The sequence below is a fragment of the Micromonospora echinospora genome (genome assembly GCF_014203425.1).
Taxonomy (GTDB): domain Bacteria; phylum Actinomycetota; class Actinomycetes; order Mycobacteriales; family Micromonosporaceae; genus Micromonospora; species Micromonospora echinospora_A.
The window spans coordinates 2,915,552-2,935,132 of the sequence record NZ_JACHJC010000001.1 but is presented as its reverse complement, the minus strand read 5'-3'; the positions used below and the strand labels follow the sequence as shown (position 1 = coordinate 2,935,132).

Here is a 19,581-nt window from a genome sequence, read left to right as displayed (position 1 = left end):
GCGAGCGGGGGGTGACCGGCATGGTGGTACGCGAACAGGTCGCGGGGCGGCATCCGGCGGTGGCGGAGCCGGTGCTGCTCTCGCCCCCGGACGTCGGCCCACTGGAGGAGTCGTTCCTACTCAACGCGATGCGCAGCGGGTGGATCGCTCCGGTCGGCCCCGAGCTCGACGCGTTCGAGCGTGAGGTCGCCGAGCGGACCGGACGGGCACATGCCGTTGCTCTCTCCTCGGGCACCGCGGCGCTCCACCTGGCGCTGGTCGCCCTCGGCACTCGCCCCGGCGACGTCGTGGTCGTGCCCACGCTGACCTTCGTCGCGACCGCCAACGCGGCCGTCTACACCGGCGCCGAGCCGGTCTTCGTCGACTGCGAGCCGACGACCGGCAACCTCGACCCGGATCTACTGGAGCAGGCGTTGACGGACCTGCGGCGGGCCGGGCGACGGGTGTCCGCCGTACTGCCCGTGGACATGTTCGGATCCTGTGCCAACTACACCCGGATTGTGCCCATCTGCGAGAAGGCAGGCGTGGCGATCGTGGAGGACGCCGCGGAAGCGCTCGGCGCGGTGCACGCCGGCCGGCCGGCGGCCTCCTTCGGTCGCGCGGCGGCGCTGTCGTTCAACGGCAACAAGATCATCACGACGTCCGGTGGCGGGATGCTGGTGTCCGACGACGCCGACCTCGTGTCCCGCTGCCGTTACCTGGCCAGCCAGGCCCGCCAGCCGGTGCCGCACTACGAACACGTCGACACCGGTTACAACTATCGGCTCAGCAATCTGCTCGCCGCACTCGGCCGGGCGCAGTTGCGCCGGCTCGACGGCATGTTGGCCCGACGGAGGGCCCACCGCGTCCGCTACGCCGAGCTCTTCGGCGCCACCCGGGGAGTCAGCCTGCTCGCCGACCAGGACGCGGGTGCCAATTGCTGGCTCACCACCATCGTCGTCGACCCGGCGGTCACCGGGTGGCGGGCCGCGGACCTCGCTCGCCATCTGGCGGCCCATCACGTCGAGACCCGGCCGGTATGGAAGCCCCTGCACCTCCAGCCGGTCTTCGCCGGTGCACACGCCGTGCTCTCCGGGGCAGCCGAACGGCTCTTCGCGGACGGCCTGACCCTGCCCAGCGGTTCCGGGATGAGACAGGACCAGGTGGAGCGGGTGGCCGCCACGATCACCGACTTCCTCGACCGCGGTTGACCTCCGACCTGGAGTGGCGCTGATGGAGCTGGAAATCTGGAACGCCCGCGAGCCGGCGGACGAAGCGCGCTGGCTGGCCGCCTACGAGGCGTGGAGCGGGCGGGAGGTGTGCGCCCACCCGGCGTACGTGCGACTCTTCGCCGGGGATCGGGCCGAGCCGCTGGCCGCGTACGCACGCAGCGGAGACGGCTTCGTCCTCTATCCGTTCCTGCTGCGGCCGATCGACGCTGCCCACCTCGTCGACGGCGGCCCTACGGCGTACGACATCACCAGCCCGTACGGCGGCAGCGGCGGGGCCTTCCACGAGGGCATGGACGAAGTAGGGGCCAAGTCGTTCTGGCTCGCCTTTGACGAGTTCTGCCGTTCCCGGCGGGTCCTCACCGAGTTCTGCCGCCTGCACCTGTTCCGGGACGAGCTGCTGCCCTATCCCGGCCAGGTCCAGCCACGACTCGTCAACGTGGTGCGGGACCTGCGAACGCCACCGGAGCAGATGTGGCGGGAGTTCGAGCACAAGGTCCGCAAGAACGTGAACCGCGCCCGGCGCGAGGGCGTGACGATCGAGGTGGACGAGTCCGGCGCGGGGCTCGACGACTTCCTGCGCATCTACGCCTCCACCATGCACCGCCGGCAGGCCGCCGCCGGCTACCACTTCCCCCGCTCCTTCTTCGGTACGTTGCTGCGCGAGCTGCCGGGCCAGGCAGTGCTGTTCCACGCCCGGCACGCCGGTCGTGTCGTCTCGACCGAGGTGGTACTCCTCTCCGCTCGGAACATGTACTCGTTCCTCGGCGGCACCGAGGAGGAGTCGTTCGACCTCCGCCCGAATGACCTGCTCAAGTTCGAGATCTTCCGCTGGGGTCGGGAGCAGGGACGGCACCGGTTCATCCTCGGTGGCGGGTACGCGCCGGACGACGGCATCTTCCGCTACAAGCGGGCCTTTGCCCCGGACAACCTGGTGACGTACTCGACCGGCAGCCGGGTGCTCGACCGAAATCGCTACGACCGGCTCACCGAGGCACATCACGCAGAGGCGGCCCGGCGCGATCCGGCCTGGCAACCCGACCCGGAGTTCTTTCCGCAGTACCGCCAGCAGATACCGGAAGAGGCCGGTCCGCCGACGGCGCCGCGATGACGATCGCGTCTCCACCTGAAGTCGCCATACGCCCAATAACCGCTCAAAACCTCCCTAAAATGGCTAAATCGGTCCGCCCGTTGCCGTCGCGTCCCTGACCTGACCGGAGGCGAAGCGGAGAGTAGACGCCGCCCGGCGGCGAGAATGGAGTCGGTCGTGGTAGCGGCCTCACGCGCGAAGAGAGCCCTGGACATCGTCGGCGCGGCAGTGCTGCTGGCGTTGTTCAGCCCGGTCATCGCCGTCATCGCACTGGCGATCCTGATGACGTCGGGCGGGCCGGTGCTGTTCCGCCAGGTACGACCCGGCCTGCACGGCGAACCGTTCACCTTGCACAAGTTCCGAACAATGCGGGATCCGCGGCCCGGCGAGGAGCCGTGGACCACCGACGAGATCCGGACCACCCGGCTCGGGCGATTCCTCCGCCGTACCAGCCTGGACGAACTTCCCGAACTAACCCTGGTCCTCACCGGCCGGATGAGCCTCGTCGGCCCCCGCCCGCTGGTCATGGAGTACCTGCCCCGGTACAGCGCCCACCACGCCCGCCGCCACGAATGCCGTCCCGGCATCACCGGCCTCACTCAGGTCAGCGGGCGCCGCTCCCTAACGTTCGGCCAGCGGCTCGACCTCGACGTCTCCTACCTCGACAACTGGTCCCTCTGGCTCGACGTGAAGATCCTGTTTCGTACCGCGCTGGAACCGTTCCGCCGGGGCGAGATCGTGGGCCAGACGCCCGCCGAGGTCGACGACATCGGCCTGGTACCCCCGGTGTTGGAGCGGGTGCGGTGACCGATCGGTGGGAGTGCGGCTCGTCCTTCCCGCTGATACTGCCCACCGGCGGTACGCCGACGCCACTGCCCGAGCACCGGCTCTACGGCTCCGGCCGTCAGGCGCTGCGGGCGCTGATCGAGCACGGCCGCCGCGAGTACGGCTGGACGCTTCTGCACGTCCCCGCCTACTACTGCCCGGAGGTGGTGGAGAGCGTCGTCGACCTGTTGCCGTTGCGGCGCTATGACGCCACGCCGGTCGGGCCACCGCCACCGCCGCCGCCGACCCGGCCAGGTGAGGTCCTCCTGACGGTCTCCTACTTCGGACAGGCCCCGACGATGCCGACCACCCCGGCGCACGTGATCGTCGACGCGACCCACGATCCGGTCGCGGAATGGGCCGGCGGCGCCGACTTCGTGTTCGCGTCGCTGCGTAAGACGCTGCCGCTGCCCGACGGCGGCATCGTCTGGTCGCCGACCGGCCGTCCCCTGCCGCCCGCGGCGCCGCCCGATCCGGAGCACTTGGCGACCGCGGGGCGTGCCTTGACCGCCATGGCCCTCAAGAGCGCATACCTGGCCGGCGAGTCGGTCGACAAGAGCCGCTACCTGGAGCTGTTCGGCACCGCCGAGACGGGCTTACGATCGCGTACGGTGAGCGACATCTCCGACTACTCGCGCGAGGCGTTACGGGTCCTGCCGATGGCGGAGCTGCGCCGACGCCGGACCCGCAACGGGGCGCGGCTCGCCACCCGACTGGTCGGCCTACCCGGCGTCAGCGTCCATGCCCACACCTTCGGCGTCCTGCTCGAGTTCACCCGCCCGGAACCTCGGGACAGGGTGCGGCACGGGCTGATCCAGCGCGACATCTACCCGGCCATGCTGTGGACCCTTCCTCCGGAGACCACACCGCCCCGGCTGCTCGACCTCTCCCGGCGCCTGCTCTACCTGCACACCGACGTCCGGTGGAGCGACGAAGACATGGACCGGGCGGCGGCGGCCCTGCGGGAACTCTGCAGACCGCCGGGCGAGCATGCCCCCTCCGCGCCTCGGCCGATCGCCGCACGCACACCGGCCCCAGCACGCTCCTGACGAACCAGCGGCCCGGTCCTGCGGTCCACCCGCTCAGCCGAGAAACCGGCGCAGGGCCGAGGCCGCAGCGGTGCCGTCATGCCACCGATGCACGAAGTCCGGACCTGCGTCCGCCATGGCGGAAAACGTCTCCCGGTCGTCCAGGATCGTTTCCATCACCTTGGCGAAGCAGCCGGGCGGCGCATCGACGATGGGTGGCTCCTCCGGCATCAACGCCCGGGTCTCGGGACCGACGAAACCGACGACAAGGCGCGCGGCAGCCAGCCCTTCGGCCGCGGCGACACCGTAGGAGCCCGCCAGGACCTGGTCCACCACAATGTCGGACTGCGCAACGAGGCCGGGCATCGCGGCATGGGGTACGCATTCCGGCGCCAGATACCGGATGCGTCCGCGCGCCGCGAGGTCGCGCAGCACCGGATCGATGATCTCCGTACCCTTGATCGGCGGGTTGCTGTGGCTCGGCCGGTGCAGCACTGTCGGCACGCCTCCAGTGAGCGCGGGCCTGGCCGGCAGCCACCGCGTGGTGTCGATGGTCACCGGGAGCCAGGTGGCGTCCGGCATGTCGAGTAGGAGGTCGGGGGTGCTGACGAAGACCGGGGCACCGAGACCGGTGGCGGCCGACCGGTTCCGCCGGGAGCGTCGCCGCCGCTTAGCCACCCACTCCACCGGGGCGCTGGCGTAGTAGGAGAAGTCGTACCGGGCCATGTGGGCGTCGGGGTCACGGATGTCGCTGCCATGTGCGATCAGCGCCATCTTCATACCCCGTCGCCGTGCCTGATCGAAGTCCGATCTGAGGCCGAGGTGGTGCAGCGCGATGAAGCCGTCGAGCGCCAGATGCGTGGCCCCGTCCAGGATCCGCGCCATGCGCAGCGCCCGGCCCCACGGCGTCATCAGGCGCGGATGCGGTATGCGGTGATCGGCGGAGAACTGGAAACCCTTCCCCCTGGTGGGGATCGGTTTGAGTCCGAACGAGACCGCAGGCACGTCCAGGTGCCGTTGTACCGCCCGCGCCCACTGGTACGCCTGCTCGGCGAAGTTGGCCGGACCGATCGCCAACCGTCGGTCGGCCCTCATCTGCTGACTCATCGTCGACTCCGTTGTCTGTCAGGGCTCTTCGATCACCGCCGACGGTTTCACCGCACAGATCCCGCCGCCGTCCTCTGGTCCACGGGTTCGCTTCCCAGTCCGTCGTGGTCGGGTTCCGGGGGATGCCCGACCAGCGCATGCCGGTACAGCCACGCCGCCGCCCAGCCGAGCAGCAGCAGCGTCAGCGCCGCGGCCAAGGAGCCGAACCAGGGCAGGGGCAGCTGCCCCTTGGTCGCCAGCAACGACGGGTACGCGACCGCCGCAACGAGGAGGTATCCGCGGACGATGCGCAGCCAACTGCGCAGACTCGAACCGGCCAGCCGCAGGGACCACCTGACGTAGTACAGGCAGATCAGGCAACCGGACACCGAGTAGGCCACGATGCCGGTCATCGCCCGGCCGTCGATCAGCCCGGCCGAGAGCGATCCGAGTCGCAGAGATGCCTCCACGAGCGACAGCACCAGGAGCCGGCGTAGCTCGTTCTTCACCGTCATCAACGTGCTCAACGGAGAGGAGACGAACGCGACGGCCAACCACGGGGCGAGCACCGCGGACATCTCGCCGGCGCCCCGCCACCGGTCGCCGAATACGACGCCGAACAGTTCCGGGCCGAGCAGCAGCACGAGACCGAAGATGGGTACGGACGCCATCGTCAGGCCCGTGACGGCGAGGTGCATGGCCGGGGCGAGCGGCTGGCCCTTTCGCTCAAGTTCGGCCACCTTCGGGAAGAACGCGCCACTCACCGCCTGCCCGATGACCACAGCCGGCAGCGCCAGGACCCGGGTGGAAAAGGTGAACAGCCCCGAGCTCGCCACTCCGTAGAGGAGGGCGACGGCCGGCGCCACCGCTCCGACGGTCGCCACGTTGAGGACACTGGGCACCATCAGCAGCAGCGAGAACCTCCGCCACTTCGCCGCGGCCGCCCGCCAGGTCGACAGCGGCCTGGCCCGCAATCCTCGAGACAGGGACACGGCGTTCCAGACGGTGCCGGCGACGAATCCGGCGGAGAGCCCAAGCCCGCCCGCCGGACTGGCCGCGAGCTGTCCCACGCTCTGCACGAGGGATGCGGTGACCCGGGAGAAGCTGACCCGGGAGAAGAGCTCACGACGGCTCTGCAGATTACGGGCGGCGGCCAGCGCCCCGAGTCCCGCTACTGCCGGCGGCACCAGCCAGGCCGAGGCGCCGGCGCCGAACGCCGGCCACGACCGCCCGGCCACCAGTCGGTAACCCACCAGCAGCGCCAGCAGCGCCAGGGACAACAGGATCGCGAAGAGCATGGCGGTGACGGCCACCGTGCTCGCCTCCTGATCGTCCTCCGCCAGTGGCACTGCCATCTCCAGCCGCCCGGTCGCGAGAACGGCCAGGATCATCGCCAGCGAGAGCGCGATTGAGAACTCGCCGAACTCCCGTGGCATGTAGAGCCTCGCCAGCAGAACCGAGGCGAGGACAAGCGTGACCTGCGACAGCACGGTGCCTATCGCGAGTACGGAGATGTGGCGGACGAAGGGGATCGCGCGACGCCGGCCGAGCGGAAGCCGGAGCACTCCTAGGTACCTCCGGCGGAGGACCCGGCCCACAGGTGACGGCTGGCCTGGCCAGTTCTGTGCGCACCCGGATCCCGTACGCCGGTGCGACCGGCTGCCTCGCTCCATATCTGGGGCAGGAGCCACGCCTGGGCGGTCATCTGCCCGAGCAATAGCCACCACGACGGCGTCATCAGGACGGAACTAGCCACCAGATTGCTGGCCACCACCGCGGCGAGCCCCAACCCGGTCGCCATTCGCAAGTCCAGTGCCTCGGCGCGGGAACTGGCCGGGAAAGGACCGAAGACCGCCCAGAAAGCGAGCACGCAGACGACCGCCAGGAGCGGCACGAGCACCGGTAGGCCGTACTCGGCGGCCACCTCGATCACGCCGTTGTGCGCGTTCGTCAAACCGAACGTCTCGATGCCGGTCCAATAGTTGGAAACGATGCCGAAAGAACCGGCACCCTGGCCGAGCAGGCCCGAATCCAGAAACATGCGCCACCCGAGCATCGTGAGGTTGAGTCGCGCCTGGTCGGATTCGCTGATGCCGTCCGAGACGAACTGCGCCTGCAACTGAGTCAGGATCTGCTGCGCCGGCGTCGTCGTGGAGAGGAACGCGAGCGCGACGGCGATCGGCAGGCCCAAGAAGAGGGTGGGCAACAGGATGGGGCGTCTCCTGAGCCAGGCCGCACGAACCACCCACACTCCGATCACCGGCAGGGCGGCCATCGCACCGATGACACCCGTCCGGCTCTGCGTCGCCACGATCAGCATGAGGCACAGGGCGACCAAGACCAAATGGAGGTAGCGTCCTGCCCACGAACGTGCGGCGATGCCGTTCCAGGTCAGGAACGGCAGGCAGGAGAGAAGGAAGCCGGAGTAGCTGTTCGGGTTGTAGAAGGTGCTCGTCACCACGTAGGCGGAACGGATGGCCCCCGGGGCGGCATCGAGGTGTCGGCCGGTACTCAACTCCCAGAGTGCGATGCCGGCAGTCACGACGAAAGCACCGGTCCAGCCCAGCCGGAGCAGGCGCAGGCCGCTCGGCATGCGGCTGACTAGGCCCAGGACGCAGACGCCACTGATCAGCGCCCCCGAGACGAGCGAGATGCGGTCGATGCCGAACGCGACGTCTGGAGCCCACACGAGCGTTGCCGGGGCCCAGACCACCCAGGCCACCACCAGCGCCACGAACGCGGTGGGAAGGGCCCCGCGCCAACGACTGCCGCGGAAGAGGGAGAGCGACGCGGGCAACACCGTCACCGCGCATACGGCCACGTAGACGTTCGGGAACATCCGGGGGGAGAGGTCGACGGTGGCGTACCGGCCGAGTGCGGCCAGCACCGGGAAAAGCAGGAGCAGCGGTGGCAACAGCGACCTGCTCCCCGGCCCCGATCCGGGTGGTTGCTCGAGGCCGGGCAGACGACCTGAGGTCGGGGCGTCCCGCCAGGAAAACCGTGGTGCCACGGAGTAATGGACCGCGCCCACGGCATCTTCCTCCATCTCGATCGCTCAGCAGGAACGCCGACTTCGCCCAGACTGATTCAGGACCGTCAGGCTCAACGACCGAAATCCAATGAAGTTACTTCGCTCCGCGACGAGCAATGCCGTCGGCCTCTGCGAGGCAGGCGCAGCGAGCCCCTATCCGAGAGATTTTTCGCTGCGAGAAACGCGAATCCGGTTGCGAATCGAAAATCGCTGGCCCATCGTTGACCAGGACAGGAATCCGTGCGGAAATTCGCCGCGGCCCGCCGCGACAACCACGTGGCGCCCGTTGCTGCCGTTGCGAAAGGCACGACGAAATCACGGGAGATGAAACCATGGAGGTACCGCCACCAAGAACGCGTCGCGTTCTCGTGTTGAATCATTATGCCAAGCCCCTGTCCCATGCTGGTGGAACTCGTCACGTCGAATTGTTCAGCAGATTGCGCGACTGGAACTGGTTCATCATCACGGCCGACCTGGACCACGTCTCCAAGAAGCGACTGGCCGTGTCGGACCCGCACTTCCAGTCCGTCGCGGTGACCAGCTACACGCGTAACGACCATCGGCGCGTGCTGAGCTGGATCAGTTACGCGCGGAGCGCGTTCGTCGCGGCCATGCAGCAGCCCCGGCCGGACGTCGTCTTCGCCTCGTCCCCACACATCCTGGCCCCCGTCGCTGGCTGGGCGGTGGCCCGCCTGCGGCGGGCACGATTCGTGCTGGAGATCCGCGACCTGTGGCCTGAGTCGATGGTCAGCACGGGGCATGTGCGGGCCGGCTCGCCGACACACCGGGCTCTCCGCGGGCTGGAGCGCTGGCTCTACCGCCGCGCCGACCGCATCGTCATCGTCGCCCACGGCTGGCACTCCTACTTCGCCTCGTTGGGCCTGGACGACAAGCTGGAGTGGGTGAGCAACAGCGCGGAGCCGGCCGACTTCGTGCCTAGACCCGATCTCCACCGGCCGCTCCGCGACCGGATCCCCGTCACCGGGCGATTGATCGTCTACGCCGGTGCGCACGGCCCGGCCAACGGTCTGGACGAGTTGCTCGACGCGGCCGCCACGCTGCCGGAGCATACCTTCGCGTTGATCGGTGACGGCATCGAGAAAGAGCGGCTGCTCGACCGGGTTCGGACCGAGGGCCTGAGGAACGTCCACTTCCTCAATCCGATACCGAAGAGCGAGCTGGCCGCCATCCTGGGCGGCGCCGACATCGGCGTGCACATCCTCGCCGACGTACCGGTCTTCCGACTCGGCGCCAGCCCGAACAAGGTCTACGACTACCTCGCCGCCGGCCTGGCGGTCGTGACGAACTGTCCGGACGAGCCTCAGGAGATCGTTCGTGGCTGCGACGCCGGGGCGGCGGTCGAGCCGGGTGAGCTCTCAGCCGGGCTGAGCAAGATCGTCGGCCTCGACGACTCGGCCCTGATCGCGATGGGCGACCGAGGGCGCCGATACATCGAGAAGAACCGTTCCAGAACGGTCATGGCCGCCCGACTCCAGCGCATGCTCGACGACCTCTCCGCCGACGGGCCGCCCCGGGGATGGCACCGTCCGGCCGATGAGAGCGGATCGCCTCCGGGCGACATCCCCGGAGGCGACCGCTTGTGATCGGCTTTCGTAACGGCCACGCCTGTGCGGTATCCGCCGCCGAGGGGTCCCGGATGTGGTGAGCTGTAGCGGTGGCGGGCGATGTGCTGGGGCTGGTGCTGCACCCGACCCGGGACGTCTCCGAGGTGGTGCGGATCATCGCGGACTGGGCGGCCCGACACCGGATCACCCTCGCGGTACGCGCCGAGGACCGCGCGCGCGTACCCGCCTCGGTCGAGGCGCTGCCCGCGGACGATCTGGCCGACCGCTGCGCCGCGCTGATCAGCATCGGAGGCGACGGCACGATGCTGGGCGCGCTGCGGATGGCCGTACGCGACCCGAAGCCGGTGCTCGGCGTACACCTGGGCCGGCTGGGCTTCCTGGTCGAGGTGGAGCCGCCCGATCTGCCCCGGGCGCTGGAACGGCTCGTGGAGCACGACTTCACCGTCGAGTCGCACGCCTGCCTGGCCTGCGACGTCTGCGGTGACGACGTGGTCGCGTTCAACGACATCGCTTTGGTCCGGCAACCCGGCGCCGGCTTCGTCACGGCCACACTGGCGGTGGACGGCCAGCGGTACGGCTACTACCGCTGCGACGCGCTGGTGGTGAGCACGCCGACCGGATCGACCGCGTACAGCTACGCCGCCGGCGGCCCGTTGATCTCACCGGCCACGGAGGCGATGGTGGTGACGCCGTCGGCGCCGATGGCCGGGATCTCCCGCTCGGTGCTGCTCTCCGCGCACGAGACGGTGCACCTGGAGCTGCGGGCGGACTCGGCGCCGGTGGCGGTGGAGATGGACGGGCTGCTGATCCGCGAGGCCGCGACCGAGGGCTCGGTGCACATCCGGTACGTCCGCGACGCCGGCCGGGTGGTCCGCCTCGACCCGCGCCGCTACCAGGAGCGCAATCAGCTCAAGCTGAGCCTGCTGGACCTGCCGCTGCTGCCCGACCAGCTCCGCGAGCTGCTGCCGGACGGGTTGCGGGAGCAGTTCAACCGCCGGGAGCTGCCCCCGCCCCGCTGACCGTCAGGACGCCCCGAGCACCCCGTCGACGAGCGCCTTGGCCTCCTCCTGGATCCGGGCCAGGTGCTCCGGGCCCTGGAACGACTCGGCGTAGATCTTGTAGACGTCCTCGGTGCCGGACGGGCGGGCGGCGAACCAGCCCGACTCCGTGGTCACCTTGAGGCCGCCGATCGCGGCGCCGTTGCCGGGCGCGGTGGTGAGGATCGCGGTGATCGGCTCGCCGGCCAGTTCGGTGGCGGTGACCTGCTCCGGCGAGAGCTTCGCCAGGACCGCCTTCTCCTCCCGCCCGGCCGGGGCGTCGATCCGGGCGTACGCGGGCGCGCCGAAGCGGTCCGCCAGCTCGGCCCAGTGCTCGCTGGGCGTACGCCCGGTGGTGGCGATGATCTCCGCGGCGAGCAGGCAGAGCAGGATGCCGTCCTTGTCGGTGGTCCAGGTGCCGCCGTCGCGGCGCAGGAACGACGCCCCGGCGCTCTCCTCGCCGCCGAAGCCGACGGCGCCGTCGAGCAGGCCGGGCACGAACCACTTGAACCCGACCGGGACCTCCAGCAGCGGGCGGCCCAGGTCGGCCGCGACGCGGTCGATCATCGAGGAGGAGACGAGCGTCTTGCCCACCGCCGCGGCCGGGCCCCACTGCTCCCGGGTACGGAACAGGTGGCCGATCGCCACGGCCAGGTAGTGGTTGGGGTTCATCAGGCCGGCGTCGGGGGTGACGATGCCGTGCCGGTCGGCGTCGGCGTCGTTGCCGGTGGAGACCGCGTAGTCGTCCCGGGCGGCGATCAGCGAGGCCATCGCGTTCGGCGACGAGCAGTCCATCCGGATCTTGCCGTCGCCGTCGAGCGTCATGAACCGCCAGGTCGGGTCCACGAGCGGGTTGATCACGGTGAGGTCGAGGCGGTGCCGCTCGGCGATCTCGCCCCAGTACGCCACGCTCGCCCCGCCCATCGGGTCCGCGCCGATGCGTACCCCGGCGTCGCGGATCGCGTCGATGTCCAGCGCGGCGGGCAGGTCGTCGACGTAGCGGGCGAGGAAGTCGTACTCGCCGGTGGTGTCGGCGGCGCGCGCCCGCGCGTACGGGATGCGTCTGACCTCCTTGAGCCCGGCGGCGAGGATCGCGTTCGCGCGGTCCTGGATCCACTTGGTGGCGTCGGTGTCGGCGGGCCCGCCGTGGGTGGGGTTGTACTTGAAGCCGCCGTCGGACGGCGGGTTGTGCGACGGGGTGATCACGATCCCGTCGGCGAGGCCACTGGTCCGCCCCCGGTTGTGGGTGAGGATGGCGTGCGAGACGGCGGGCGTCGGGGTGTAGCCGTCGCGGCTGTCACGCAGCACCGTCACGTCGTTGGCGGCGAGCACCTCCAGCGCGTCGGCCTCGGCCGGCGCGGACAGCGCGTGGGTGTCCCGGCCGAGGAACAGCGGCCCGTCGAGGCCCTGCTCACGCCGGTAGTCGCAGAGCGCCTGGGTGACGGCGAGGATGTGGTCGGAGTTGAACGCGTGGCGCAGGCTCGACCCGCGGTGGCCGGAGGTGCCGAAGGAGACCTGCTGCGCCGGGTCGTTCGGGTCCGGGTGCTCGGCGTAGTAGGCGGTGACCAGCCGGGGCACGTCGACCAGATCGTCGGGCTGCGCGGGCTGGCCGGCACGGGGGTGGGCCACTGCGGGATTCTCCTCGGGTTGCGGTGGTGCTTGCTCAGGGCTCGACGCGCTGGCCCTTGCCGATGACGACGATGCCGTTGTCGGACACGGTGTAGCGCTGGCGGTCCTTTTCCAGGTCGACGCCGATCTCGGCGCCCTCGGGAACGTGGACGTTCTTGTCCAGGATCGCGCGCCGGACCACGGCGTGCCGGCCGATCTGGACACCCTCCATCAGCACGGCGCCGTCGATGTGCGCCCAGGAGTGCACCTTCACCTTCGGCGACACGATCGAGTTCTCCACCAGCGAGCCGGAGATCACCGAACCGGGTGACACCATCGAGCTGACCGCGCGGCCCACCCGCTCGCCCCAGGCGTGCACGAACTTGGCGGGCGGGTACGGCGGCTGCTCGGTGTAGATCGGCCACTCGAAGTTGTAGAGGTTGAACACCGGGTGCACGTTGATCAGGTCCATGTGCGCGTCGTAGAACGAGTCGAGCGTCCCCACGTCCCGCCAGTAGCCGCGGTCGCGGTCGGTGCTGCCCGGCACCTCGTTGTCCTTGAAGTCGTAGACGTTGGCCTCGCCGCGCTCGACGAGCATCGGGATGATGCTGCCGCCCATGTCGTGCTTGCTGGTCTTGTCCGCCGCGTCGCGCTCGACCGCCTCGCACAGCGCGCGGGTGGTGAACACGTAGTTGCCCATCGAGGCGTAGATCTGGTCCGGCGCGTCGGGCAGCCCCACCGCGTCGGTGGGCTTCTCCCGGAACGCCCGGATGCGCTTGCCGTCCTCGCCGACCTCGATCACGCCGAACTGGTCGGCCATCGACAGCGGCTGCCGGATGCCGGCCACTGTCACCCCGGCGCCGGAGGCGATGTGGTCGTCGACCATCTGCCGGGGGTCCATCCGGTAGATGTGGTCGGCGCCGAAGACGATGACGTAGTCGGGCTGCTCGTCGTTGATCAGGTTGAAGCTCTGGTAGATCGCGTCGGCCGAGCCGGCGAACCACCACGGGCCGCGGCGCTGCTGCGCCGGCACCGGCGTGACGTAGTTGCCGAGCAGCGTCGACATCCGCCAGGTCTTGGTGATGTGGCGGTCCAGCGAGTGCGACTTGTACTGGGTCAGCACGACGATCTTGAGGAAGCCGGCGTTCGCCAGGTTGGACAGGACGAAGTCGACCATGCGGTACATCCCGCCGAAGGGGACGGCGGGCTTCGCCCGGTCGGTCGTCAGGGGCATCAGGCGCTTGCCCTCCCCGCCGGCCAGGACGATCGCGAGCACCTTGGCAGCCATGCTCAGACGCTAACGACCTGGAACCGACTTCACCACTCGGACGCCCACACTTTGCGCACCGCGTGCGACACCCCGCTCTGCACTAGGGTGCGGGCATGGCACCGATGCGCGTCGACCTGCTCACCCGCGAGTACCCGCCGGAGGTGTACGGCGGCGCCGGAGTGCACGTGGAATACCTCGCCCGCGAGCTGCGCCGGCTCGCCGACGTGCGGGTGCACTGCTTCGGCGCGCCGCGCGACGAGCCAGGCGTCACCGCGTACGCCGAGCCGGCCGCGCTGGCCGGCGCGAACGCCGCGTTGCGGGTCATGGGCGTCGACCTGGAGATGGCCGCCGGCACGGCCGGCACCGACGTGGCGCACAGCCACACCTGGTACGCCAACCTGGCCGGGCACACCGCGAAGCTGCTGCACGGGGTGCCGCACGTGGTGACCGCGCACAGCCTGGAGCCGCTGCGCCCGTGGAAGGCCGAGCAGCTCGGCGGCGGGTACGCGCTCTCCTCCTGGTGCGAGCGGACCGCGTTCGAGGCCGCCGACGCGATCATCGCGGTGAGCGCGGGGATGCGCCGCGACGTGCTCACCGCGTACCCGGCGGTGAACCCGGACCGGGTCCGCGTGGTCTACAACGGCATCGACACCGCGCAGTACGCGCCGGACCGGAACACCGACGTGCTCGACCGTCTCGGCATCGACCCGGGGAGGCCCAGCGTGGTCTACGTCGGGCGGATCACCAAGCAGAAGGGCCTGCCGTACCTGCTGCGCGCGGCCCGGGAACTGCCTGCCGACGTCCAGCTGGTGCTGCTGGCCGGCGCGCCGGACACCCAGGAGATCGCCGCCGAGGTCGAGGAGCTGGCCGCCGAACTGCGGGCGAAGCGGTCGGGGGTCGTCTGGGTGGCGGCGATGCTGCCCAAGCACGAGGTGATCCAGGTGCTCACCCACGCCACGATCTTCGTCTGCCCGTCCGTCTACGAGCCGATGGGCATCGTCAACCTGGAGGCGATGGCCTGCGAGACCGCCGTGGTGGCCACCGCGACCGGCGGCATTCCCGAGGTCGTCGCCGACGGCGAGACCGGGCTGCTGGTGCCGATCGAGCAGGCCGGTGACGGCTCCGGCACCCCGCTGGACCCGAAGCGTTTCGTGGCCGACCTGGCCGCGCGCATGAACGAACTGCTGGCCGCCCCGGAGCGGATCGCGGCGTTCGGCGCGGCGGGGAGGCGGCGCGCGGTGGAGCACTTCTCCTGGCAGGCGATCGCCGAGCAGACGATCGAGGTGTACCGCTCGGTGGGCGTGTAAGGAAGGGCCCCTTCTTAACGCCTCCGGTAGAGGAAGGGCCCCTTCTTAACGGGTGCGGCCCGCCGCACCCGGGCGCTACGACGTGCGGACGTCACAAGCCGGGTTAGGGTCGCCCGATGCCCGATGCGATCTTCGCTCATCCGCGCCTCGCGCCGGTCTACGACGCCTTCGACTCCGACCGGGACGACCTGGCCGCCTACCTCGCGCTCGTCGGTGAGCTGGGCGCGCGCACGGTGCTCGACGTGGGCTGCGGGACCGGGTCGCTGGCGGTCCTGCTGGCCCGGCACGGGCACGCGGTCGTCGGCGTCGACCCGGCCGAGGCGTCCCTCGACGTCGCGCGGGCCAAGGACGAGGCCGGCACGGTCCGCTGGATCCACGGCGACGCCACGGCGCTGCCCTCGCTCGCCGCCGACCTGGCCACGATGACCGGGAACGTGGCGCAGGTCTTCCTGACCGACGCCGACTGGGGACGGACGCTCCGGAGCATCCACGCCGCGCTCCGGCCGGAGGGGCATCTCGTCTTCGAGACCCGGCGTCCCGGACATCGCGCCTGGGAGCAGTGGGCGACCGATACCGGCCCGGTCATCCGATCCGTCCCGGGCGTCGGGCGGGTGGAACGGCGTTTCCGGGTCACCGCGATCGACCTGCCGTTCGTCTCCTTCCGCTTCACCTACCGGTTCCTGGCCGACGGGGCAGTGGTCACGTCGGACTCGACGCTGCGGTTCCGCGAGCGCGCCGAGGTCGAGTCGAGCCTGACCGCCGCCGGATACCGGGTGCTCGACGTGCGGGAGGCGCCTGATCGCCCCGGTCGGGAGTTCGTGTTCTTCGCGCAGCGGACGAGCTAGACGCGGAGCGCGTCGTCGGCCGGCCGCCGATTATTGACGCTTCCTGCCAAAAATGCTTCACTGGTCACATGGCCTCGGACCCCCCGCCCGTGCGACGCCGACGTGGCCGGCCCACAGTGCTCGATCCCGAAGCGGTCGGCACCGCGGCCCTGCGGCTCTGGGCCGAACGCGGCTACGGCGCCACCGGCTGGGACGACATCTCCGCGGCCACCGGGATCAGCGCCCGCACCCTGATGCGGCACTTCCCGTCCAAGGCCGCCCTCGCCTGGGTGGGCGTGCCCGCCGCCACCCGGCGGCTGACCGAGACGTTCCGCACGCTGCCCCTCGACATCCCGCTGTCGGACGCGCTGCGCGCCGCAGTGGTCGCCTCCGTCTCCGACGACGCGCTCGTGCTCAGCGCGGGCGGGTACTGGATGCGGGTCGTGGCCGAGGAACCCGAGCTGGCGGAAGCCTCCGCCCGCGCCTACGCGCCCTGGACCGAGGCCCTCGCCCGGGAGATCGCCCGGCGTCGACCGGGAGCGCCGACGGCGATCTGCCACGCCGTCGCCGCCGCGTACCGCGAGGCGGCCCAGGCCGCGCTGTACGACTGGGCCCGCGGCGGCCCCGACGGCTCGCCCGCCCACGCCGTCGACGCCCTGCTGCGCCGGCTGGACATCCGCATCACCACACCCGAGGAAGCCCCGTGACCACCACGCGCCCGATTCCCGACCCGCTCGCCCCCGCCACCCTCGGCCCGGTTCGCCTGCGCAACCGGGTCATCAAGTCCGCCACCTTCGAGGGGGCGACCCCGGACGCCCTGGTCACCGACCGCCTGATCGAGTACCACACCGCTGTGGGCCGCGGCGGCGTCGGCATGACGACTGTCGCCTACCTCGCCGTCGCGCCCGAGGGGCGCACCGAACGGGGCCAGGTCTACTGGCGGCCCGAGGCGTTGCCCGGGCTGCGGCGGCTGACCGAGGCGGTGCACGCCACCGGCGCCAAGGTCAGCGCCCAGATCGGGCACGCCGGGCCGGTGGCGAACTCCCGCTCGAACGGGCTGCCCTCGCTCGCCGCGTCGGCGCGGTTCAACCCCCTGGCGATGGGCCTCGACCGCGCCGCGACGCACGACGACATCCGCCGCGTCGTGGCCGCACACGGCAGCGCCGCCGCGGCGGCGCGCGAGGTGGGCTTCGACGCCGTCGAGGTGCACCTGGGCCACACCTACCTCGCCGGGTCGTTCCTGTCGCCGAAGCTCAACCGACGCCGGGACGAGTTCGGCGGCGCGCTGGCCAACCGCGCCGAGTTCCCGCGCCGAATCCTGGCCGCCGTCAAGGAGGCCGTCGGCGACGACGTGGCCGTGATCGCCAAGATGAACATGAGCGACGGCGTACGCGGCGGTTTCGATCTCGACGAGTCGATCCCGTTCGCCCGGATGCTGCAGGCCGACGGGCACCTGGACGCCCTGGAGCTCACCGGCGGGTCCTCGCTGCTCAACCCGATGTTCCTGTTCCGGGGCGACATCCCGCTCGCGGCGATGGCCGCGCCCCAGCCGCCGCTGCTGCGGCTCGGCATGAAGATGTTCGGCCGGTTCCTGTTCCGCGACTACCCCTACCAGCCGCTCTACTTCCGCGACCTCGCGCTCCAGTTCCGCCGCGAGCTGTCCATGCCGCTGATCCTGCTCGGCGGCGTCACCGACCTCGACGGGATGCGCACGGCCATGAGCGACGGCTTCGAGTACGTCGCAATGGCCCGCGCCCTGCTCAGGGAGCCGGACCTGATCAACAAGATCAGCCGCGACGCCACCACCCGGTCGCGCTGCACCCACTGCAACCTCTGCGCCGCCAGCATCTTCACCGGCACCCACTGCCCCCTGGACGCCGAGGGGACGGCCGCGCTCGTCGCCGCCGGCACCCGCCCCGTCGTCGCCCCGTAGCAAGGAGTTTCCTGATGTCCGTACCCCGGCAGCCCCGGCCGACCTCGGTCGACCTCGTCGTGATCGGCTCCGGCACCGGCCTCGCCGCCGCGCTCAGCGCCCACGAGGCCGGCCTCTCCGTCGTGGTCGTGGAGAAGTCGCGCTGGGTCGGCGGCTCCACGGCGCGCTCCGGCGGCGCCTTCTGGATCCCGGCCAATCCCGTGCTGACCACCGAGGGCTCCGGGGACACGCCCGAGCGCGGCGCGGCGTACCTGGAGGCCGTCGTGGACGGCTCCGCGCCCGAACAGCGCTGGCGCAGCTTCCTCGAGCACGGCACCGCCACGATCGAGATGCTCACGCGGACCACCCCGATGCGGTTCCTCTGGGCCCGCGGCTACTCCGACTACCACCCGGAGCTGCCCGGCGGCACCGCCGCCGGCCGGAGCTGCGAGTGCCGCCCGCTCGACCTGAAGCTCCTCGGCGCCGACCGCGCGCGGCTGCGTCCCGCCGTCCTCTCCGCGCCCGTGCCCATGCCGGTCACCGGCGCGGACTACAAGTGGCTCAACCTGATGGCGAAGACCCCGGTTCGCGCGCTGCCCCGCATCGTGACCCGCCTCGCCCAGGGCCTCGGCGGCCTCGCGCTCGGGCGCGAGTACGCCGCCGGCGGCCAGGCCATCGCCGCCGGCCTCTTCGCCGGCGTCCGCCGCGCCGGCATCCCGGTCTGGACCGAGACCGCGCTGGAGCGGCTCCTGGTCGAGGGGGACCGGGTCGTCGGGGCCGAGCTGCGCCACGGGGAGACGACGTTCGCCGTACGGGCCGAGCGGGGTGTCGTGCTCGCCACCGGCGGCTTCGACCACGACCTGCCGCTGCGGCACGCCCACCACCACCGCGACCTGGGCGACTGGAGCCTCGGCGCGGACAGCAACACCGGCGACGGGATCCGCGCCGGCCAGGAGGCGGGCGCCGGCACCGACCTGATGGAGCAGGCGTGGTGGTTCCCCGCCGTCGCGCCGGTCGGCGACGCCGCGCCGTCGGTGCTCCTCGCCGAGCGTTCCCTGCCCGGGTCGCTCATGGTGGACGGCACGGGCCGCCGGTTCGTCAACGAGTCCTGCGACTACATGACGTTCGGGCAGCGGGTGCTCGGCCTCGCCCACGAGGGCGGAGCGCTGCCGGCCATGTGGCTGGTCTTCGACCAGCGGTACCGCAACAGCTACGTCTTCGCCGGCACGCAGTTCCCCCGCGCCCCGCTGCCGAAGTCCTGGTACGCGGCGGGCATCGCGCACCGCGCGGGCACCCCGGGTGACCTCGCCCGGTCGATCGGCGTGGACGCCGACGCGTTGAGCGCCACCCTGGCGCGGTTCAACCAGCTCGCCGCCGCCGGCGTCGACGACGACTTCGCGCGTGGCGCCAGCGCGTACGACCGCTACTACGGCGACCCGACGGTGACGCCGAACCCGAACCTGCGGCCCCTGGCCGGCAACCTGTACGCCGTCCGGGTCGTCCTGTCCGACCTCGGGACCTGCGGTGGGATCCGGGCCGACGGCCTCGGCCGGGCACTGTCCGACGCGGGGACCCCGGTCCCGGGGCTGTACGCGATCGGCAACGCCGCCGCCAACGCCTTCGGCCGCACCTACCCGGGGGCCGGGGCGACCATCGGCCAGGGCCTGGTCTACGGCTACATCGTCGGGCGGCACGCGGCGGGCAAGCTCCCCGCCGCCGACCAGGCCACGGCCCGCCGGACGGCGGAATAGGCACGGTTTCGTCGCACC

16 protein-coding genes are annotated in these 19,581 nt (G+C 71.1%); 11 read left to right on the top strand and 5 right to left on the bottom strand.

Going from position 1 to position 19,581, the window contains the following annotated elements; all coding sequences use genetic code 11:
* Positions 1 to 20 precede the first annotated feature (20 nt).
* The 4 genes from FHU28_RS13875 (at position 21) to FHU28_RS13860 (ending at position 4,172) form a co-directional block, all read left to right on the top strand.
* Complete coding sequence (locus FHU28_RS13875) at positions 21 to 1,190, top strand: DegT/DnrJ/EryC1/StrS family aminotransferase (protein WP_184684272.1); 1,170 nt, start codon at positions 21 to 23, stop codon at positions 1,188 to 1,190.
* A 22-nt stretch (positions 1,191 to 1,212) separates the two neighbouring features.
* Positions 1,213 to 2,319 (top strand): lipid II:glycine glycyltransferase FemX, encoded by a 1,107-nt coding sequence (locus tag FHU28_RS13870; RefSeq protein WP_184684263.1) that lies wholly within the window; start codon positions 1,213 to 1,215, stop codon positions 2,317 to 2,319.
* Between the two features lie 156 nt (positions 2,320 to 2,475).
* The gene (locus tag FHU28_RS13865; RefSeq protein WP_311773583.1) at positions 2,476 to 3,105 is read left to right on the top strand and encodes a sugar transferase; all 630 of its coding nucleotides are present in this window, start codon (positions 2,476 to 2,478) and stop codon (positions 3,103 to 3,105) included.
* A complete protein-coding gene (locus FHU28_RS13860; RefSeq protein ID WP_184684256.1) occupies positions 3,102 to 4,172 on the top strand; it encodes a hypothetical protein in 1,071 nt (356 codons plus the stop codon). The genes FHU28_RS13865 and FHU28_RS13860 overlap by 4 nt, the downstream gene beginning before the upstream one ends.
* Positions 4,173 to 4,205: 33 nt before the next feature.
* Here FHU28_RS13860 and FHU28_RS13855 read toward each other — a convergent pair whose 3' ends face one another.
* The 3 genes from FHU28_RS13855 to FHU28_RS13845 are packed head-to-tail and all read right to left on the bottom strand — an operon-like array spanning position 4,206 to position 8,151.
* Positions 4,206 to 5,258 carry a hypothetical protein gene (locus tag FHU28_RS13855; RefSeq protein WP_184684254.1) on the bottom strand — a complete coding sequence of 351 codons (1,053 nt, stop codon included), beginning with the start codon at positions 5,256 to 5,258 and terminating at the stop codon, positions 4,206 to 4,208.
* Between the two features lie 47 nt (positions 5,259 to 5,305).
* Positions 5,306 to 6,802 (bottom strand): lipopolysaccharide biosynthesis protein, encoded by a 1,497-nt coding sequence (locus tag FHU28_RS13850; RefSeq protein WP_184684253.1) that lies wholly within the window; start codon positions 6,800 to 6,802, stop codon positions 5,306 to 5,308.
* 2 nt (positions 6,803 to 6,804) lie between these two features.
* The gene (locus tag FHU28_RS13845) at positions 6,805 to 8,151 is read right to left on the bottom strand and encodes an O-antigen ligase family protein (protein ID WP_184684251.1); all 1,347 of its coding nucleotides are present in this window, start codon (positions 8,149 to 8,151) and stop codon (positions 6,805 to 6,807) included.
* Positions 8,152 to 8,705: 554 nt separating this feature from the next.
* Here FHU28_RS13845 and FHU28_RS13840 point away from each other — a divergent pair.
* Together FHU28_RS13840 and FHU28_RS13835 are read left to right on the top strand one after the other, a co-directional pair.
* Positions 8,706 to 9,872: a glycosyltransferase family 4 protein gene (locus FHU28_RS13840; protein WP_260412954.1), complete on the top strand. Its 1,167-nt coding sequence runs from the start codon at positions 8,706 to 8,708 to the stop codon at positions 9,870 to 9,872.
* 71 nt (positions 9,873 to 9,943) lie between these two features.
* Positions 9,944 to 10,873 (top strand): NAD(+)/NADH kinase, encoded by a 930-nt coding sequence (locus FHU28_RS13835; RefSeq protein WP_184684247.1) that lies wholly within the window; start codon positions 9,944 to 9,946, stop codon positions 10,871 to 10,873.
* Between the two features lie 3 nt (positions 10,874 to 10,876).
* Here FHU28_RS13835 and pgm read toward each other — a convergent pair whose 3' ends face one another.
* A complete protein-coding gene (gene pgm / locus FHU28_RS13830) occupies positions 10,877 to 12,520 on the bottom strand; it encodes a phosphoglucomutase (alpha-D-glucose-1,6-bisphosphate-dependent) (RefSeq protein WP_184684245.1) in 1,644 nt (547 codons plus the stop codon).
* 34 nt (positions 12,521 to 12,554) lie between these two features.
* Positions 12,555 to 13,787 (bottom strand): glucose-1-phosphate adenylyltransferase, encoded by a 1,233-nt coding sequence (gene glgC / locus FHU28_RS13825; RefSeq protein WP_184684242.1) that lies wholly within the window; start codon positions 13,785 to 13,787, stop codon positions 12,555 to 12,557.
* Between the two features lie 95 nt (positions 13,788 to 13,882).
* Between glgC and glgA the strand changes: the two genes are divergently transcribed.
* The 5 genes from glgA to FHU28_RS13800 all read left to right on the top strand — a co-directional run bounded on the left by glgA (position 13,883) and on the right by FHU28_RS13800 (position 19,563).
* Entirely contained in the window at positions 13,883 to 15,076 is a 1,194-nt protein-coding gene (gene glgA, locus FHU28_RS13820; RefSeq protein ID WP_260412953.1) for a glycogen synthase, read from the top strand.
* 116 nt (positions 15,077 to 15,192) lie between these two features.
* The gene (locus tag FHU28_RS13815; RefSeq protein ID WP_184684240.1) at positions 15,193 to 15,921 is read left to right on the top strand and encodes a class I SAM-dependent methyltransferase; all 729 of its coding nucleotides are present in this window, start codon (positions 15,193 to 15,195) and stop codon (positions 15,919 to 15,921) included.
* An 89-nt stretch (positions 15,922 to 16,010) separates the two neighbouring features.
* A complete protein-coding gene (locus tag FHU28_RS13810; protein ID WP_221453194.1) occupies positions 16,011 to 16,607 on the top strand; it encodes a TetR/AcrR family transcriptional regulator in 597 nt (198 codons plus the stop codon).
* The gene (locus tag FHU28_RS13805) at positions 16,604 to 17,833 is read left to right on the top strand and encodes an NADH:flavin oxidoreductase (RefSeq protein ID WP_184684236.1); all 1,230 of its coding nucleotides are present in this window, start codon (positions 16,604 to 16,606) and stop codon (positions 17,831 to 17,833) included. The genes FHU28_RS13810 and FHU28_RS13805 overlap by 4 nt, the downstream gene beginning before the upstream one ends.
* Before the next feature lie 14 nt (positions 17,834 to 17,847).
* Positions 17,848 to 19,563, top strand: coding sequence for a 3-ketosteroid-delta-1-dehydrogenase (locus tag FHU28_RS13800; RefSeq protein WP_184684234.1), 1,716 nt, complete (start codon positions 17,848 to 17,850; stop codon positions 19,561 to 19,563).
* Positions 19,564 to 19,581 lie beyond the last annotated feature (18 nt).

Coding starts and splice junctions, on each gene's coding strand:
- FHU28_RS13870 (WP_184684263.1), top strand. CDS start 1,213: ATGGAGCTGGAAATCTGGAACGCCCGCGAGCCGGCGGACGAAGCGCGC.
- glgC (WP_184684242.1), bottom strand. CDS start 13,787: ATGGCTGCCAAGGTGCTCGCGATCGTCCTGGCCGGCGGGGAGGGCAAG.
- FHU28_RS13855 (WP_184684254.1), bottom strand. CDS start 5,258: ATGAGTCAGCAGATGAGGGCCGACCGACGGTTGGCGATCGGTCCGGCC.
- FHU28_RS13800 (WP_184684234.1), top strand. CDS start 17,848: ATGTCCGTACCCCGGCAGCCCCGGCCGACCTCGGTCGACCTCGTCGTG.
- glgA (WP_260412953.1), top strand. CDS start 13,883: ATGGCACCGATGCGCGTCGACCTGCTCACCCGCGAGTACCCGCCGGAG.
- FHU28_RS13875 (WP_184684272.1), top strand. CDS start 21: ATGGTGGTACGCGAACAGGTCGCGGGGCGGCATCCGGCGGTGGCGGAG.
- FHU28_RS13815 (WP_184684240.1), top strand. CDS start 15,193: ATGCCCGATGCGATCTTCGCTCATCCGCGCCTCGCGCCGGTCTACGAC.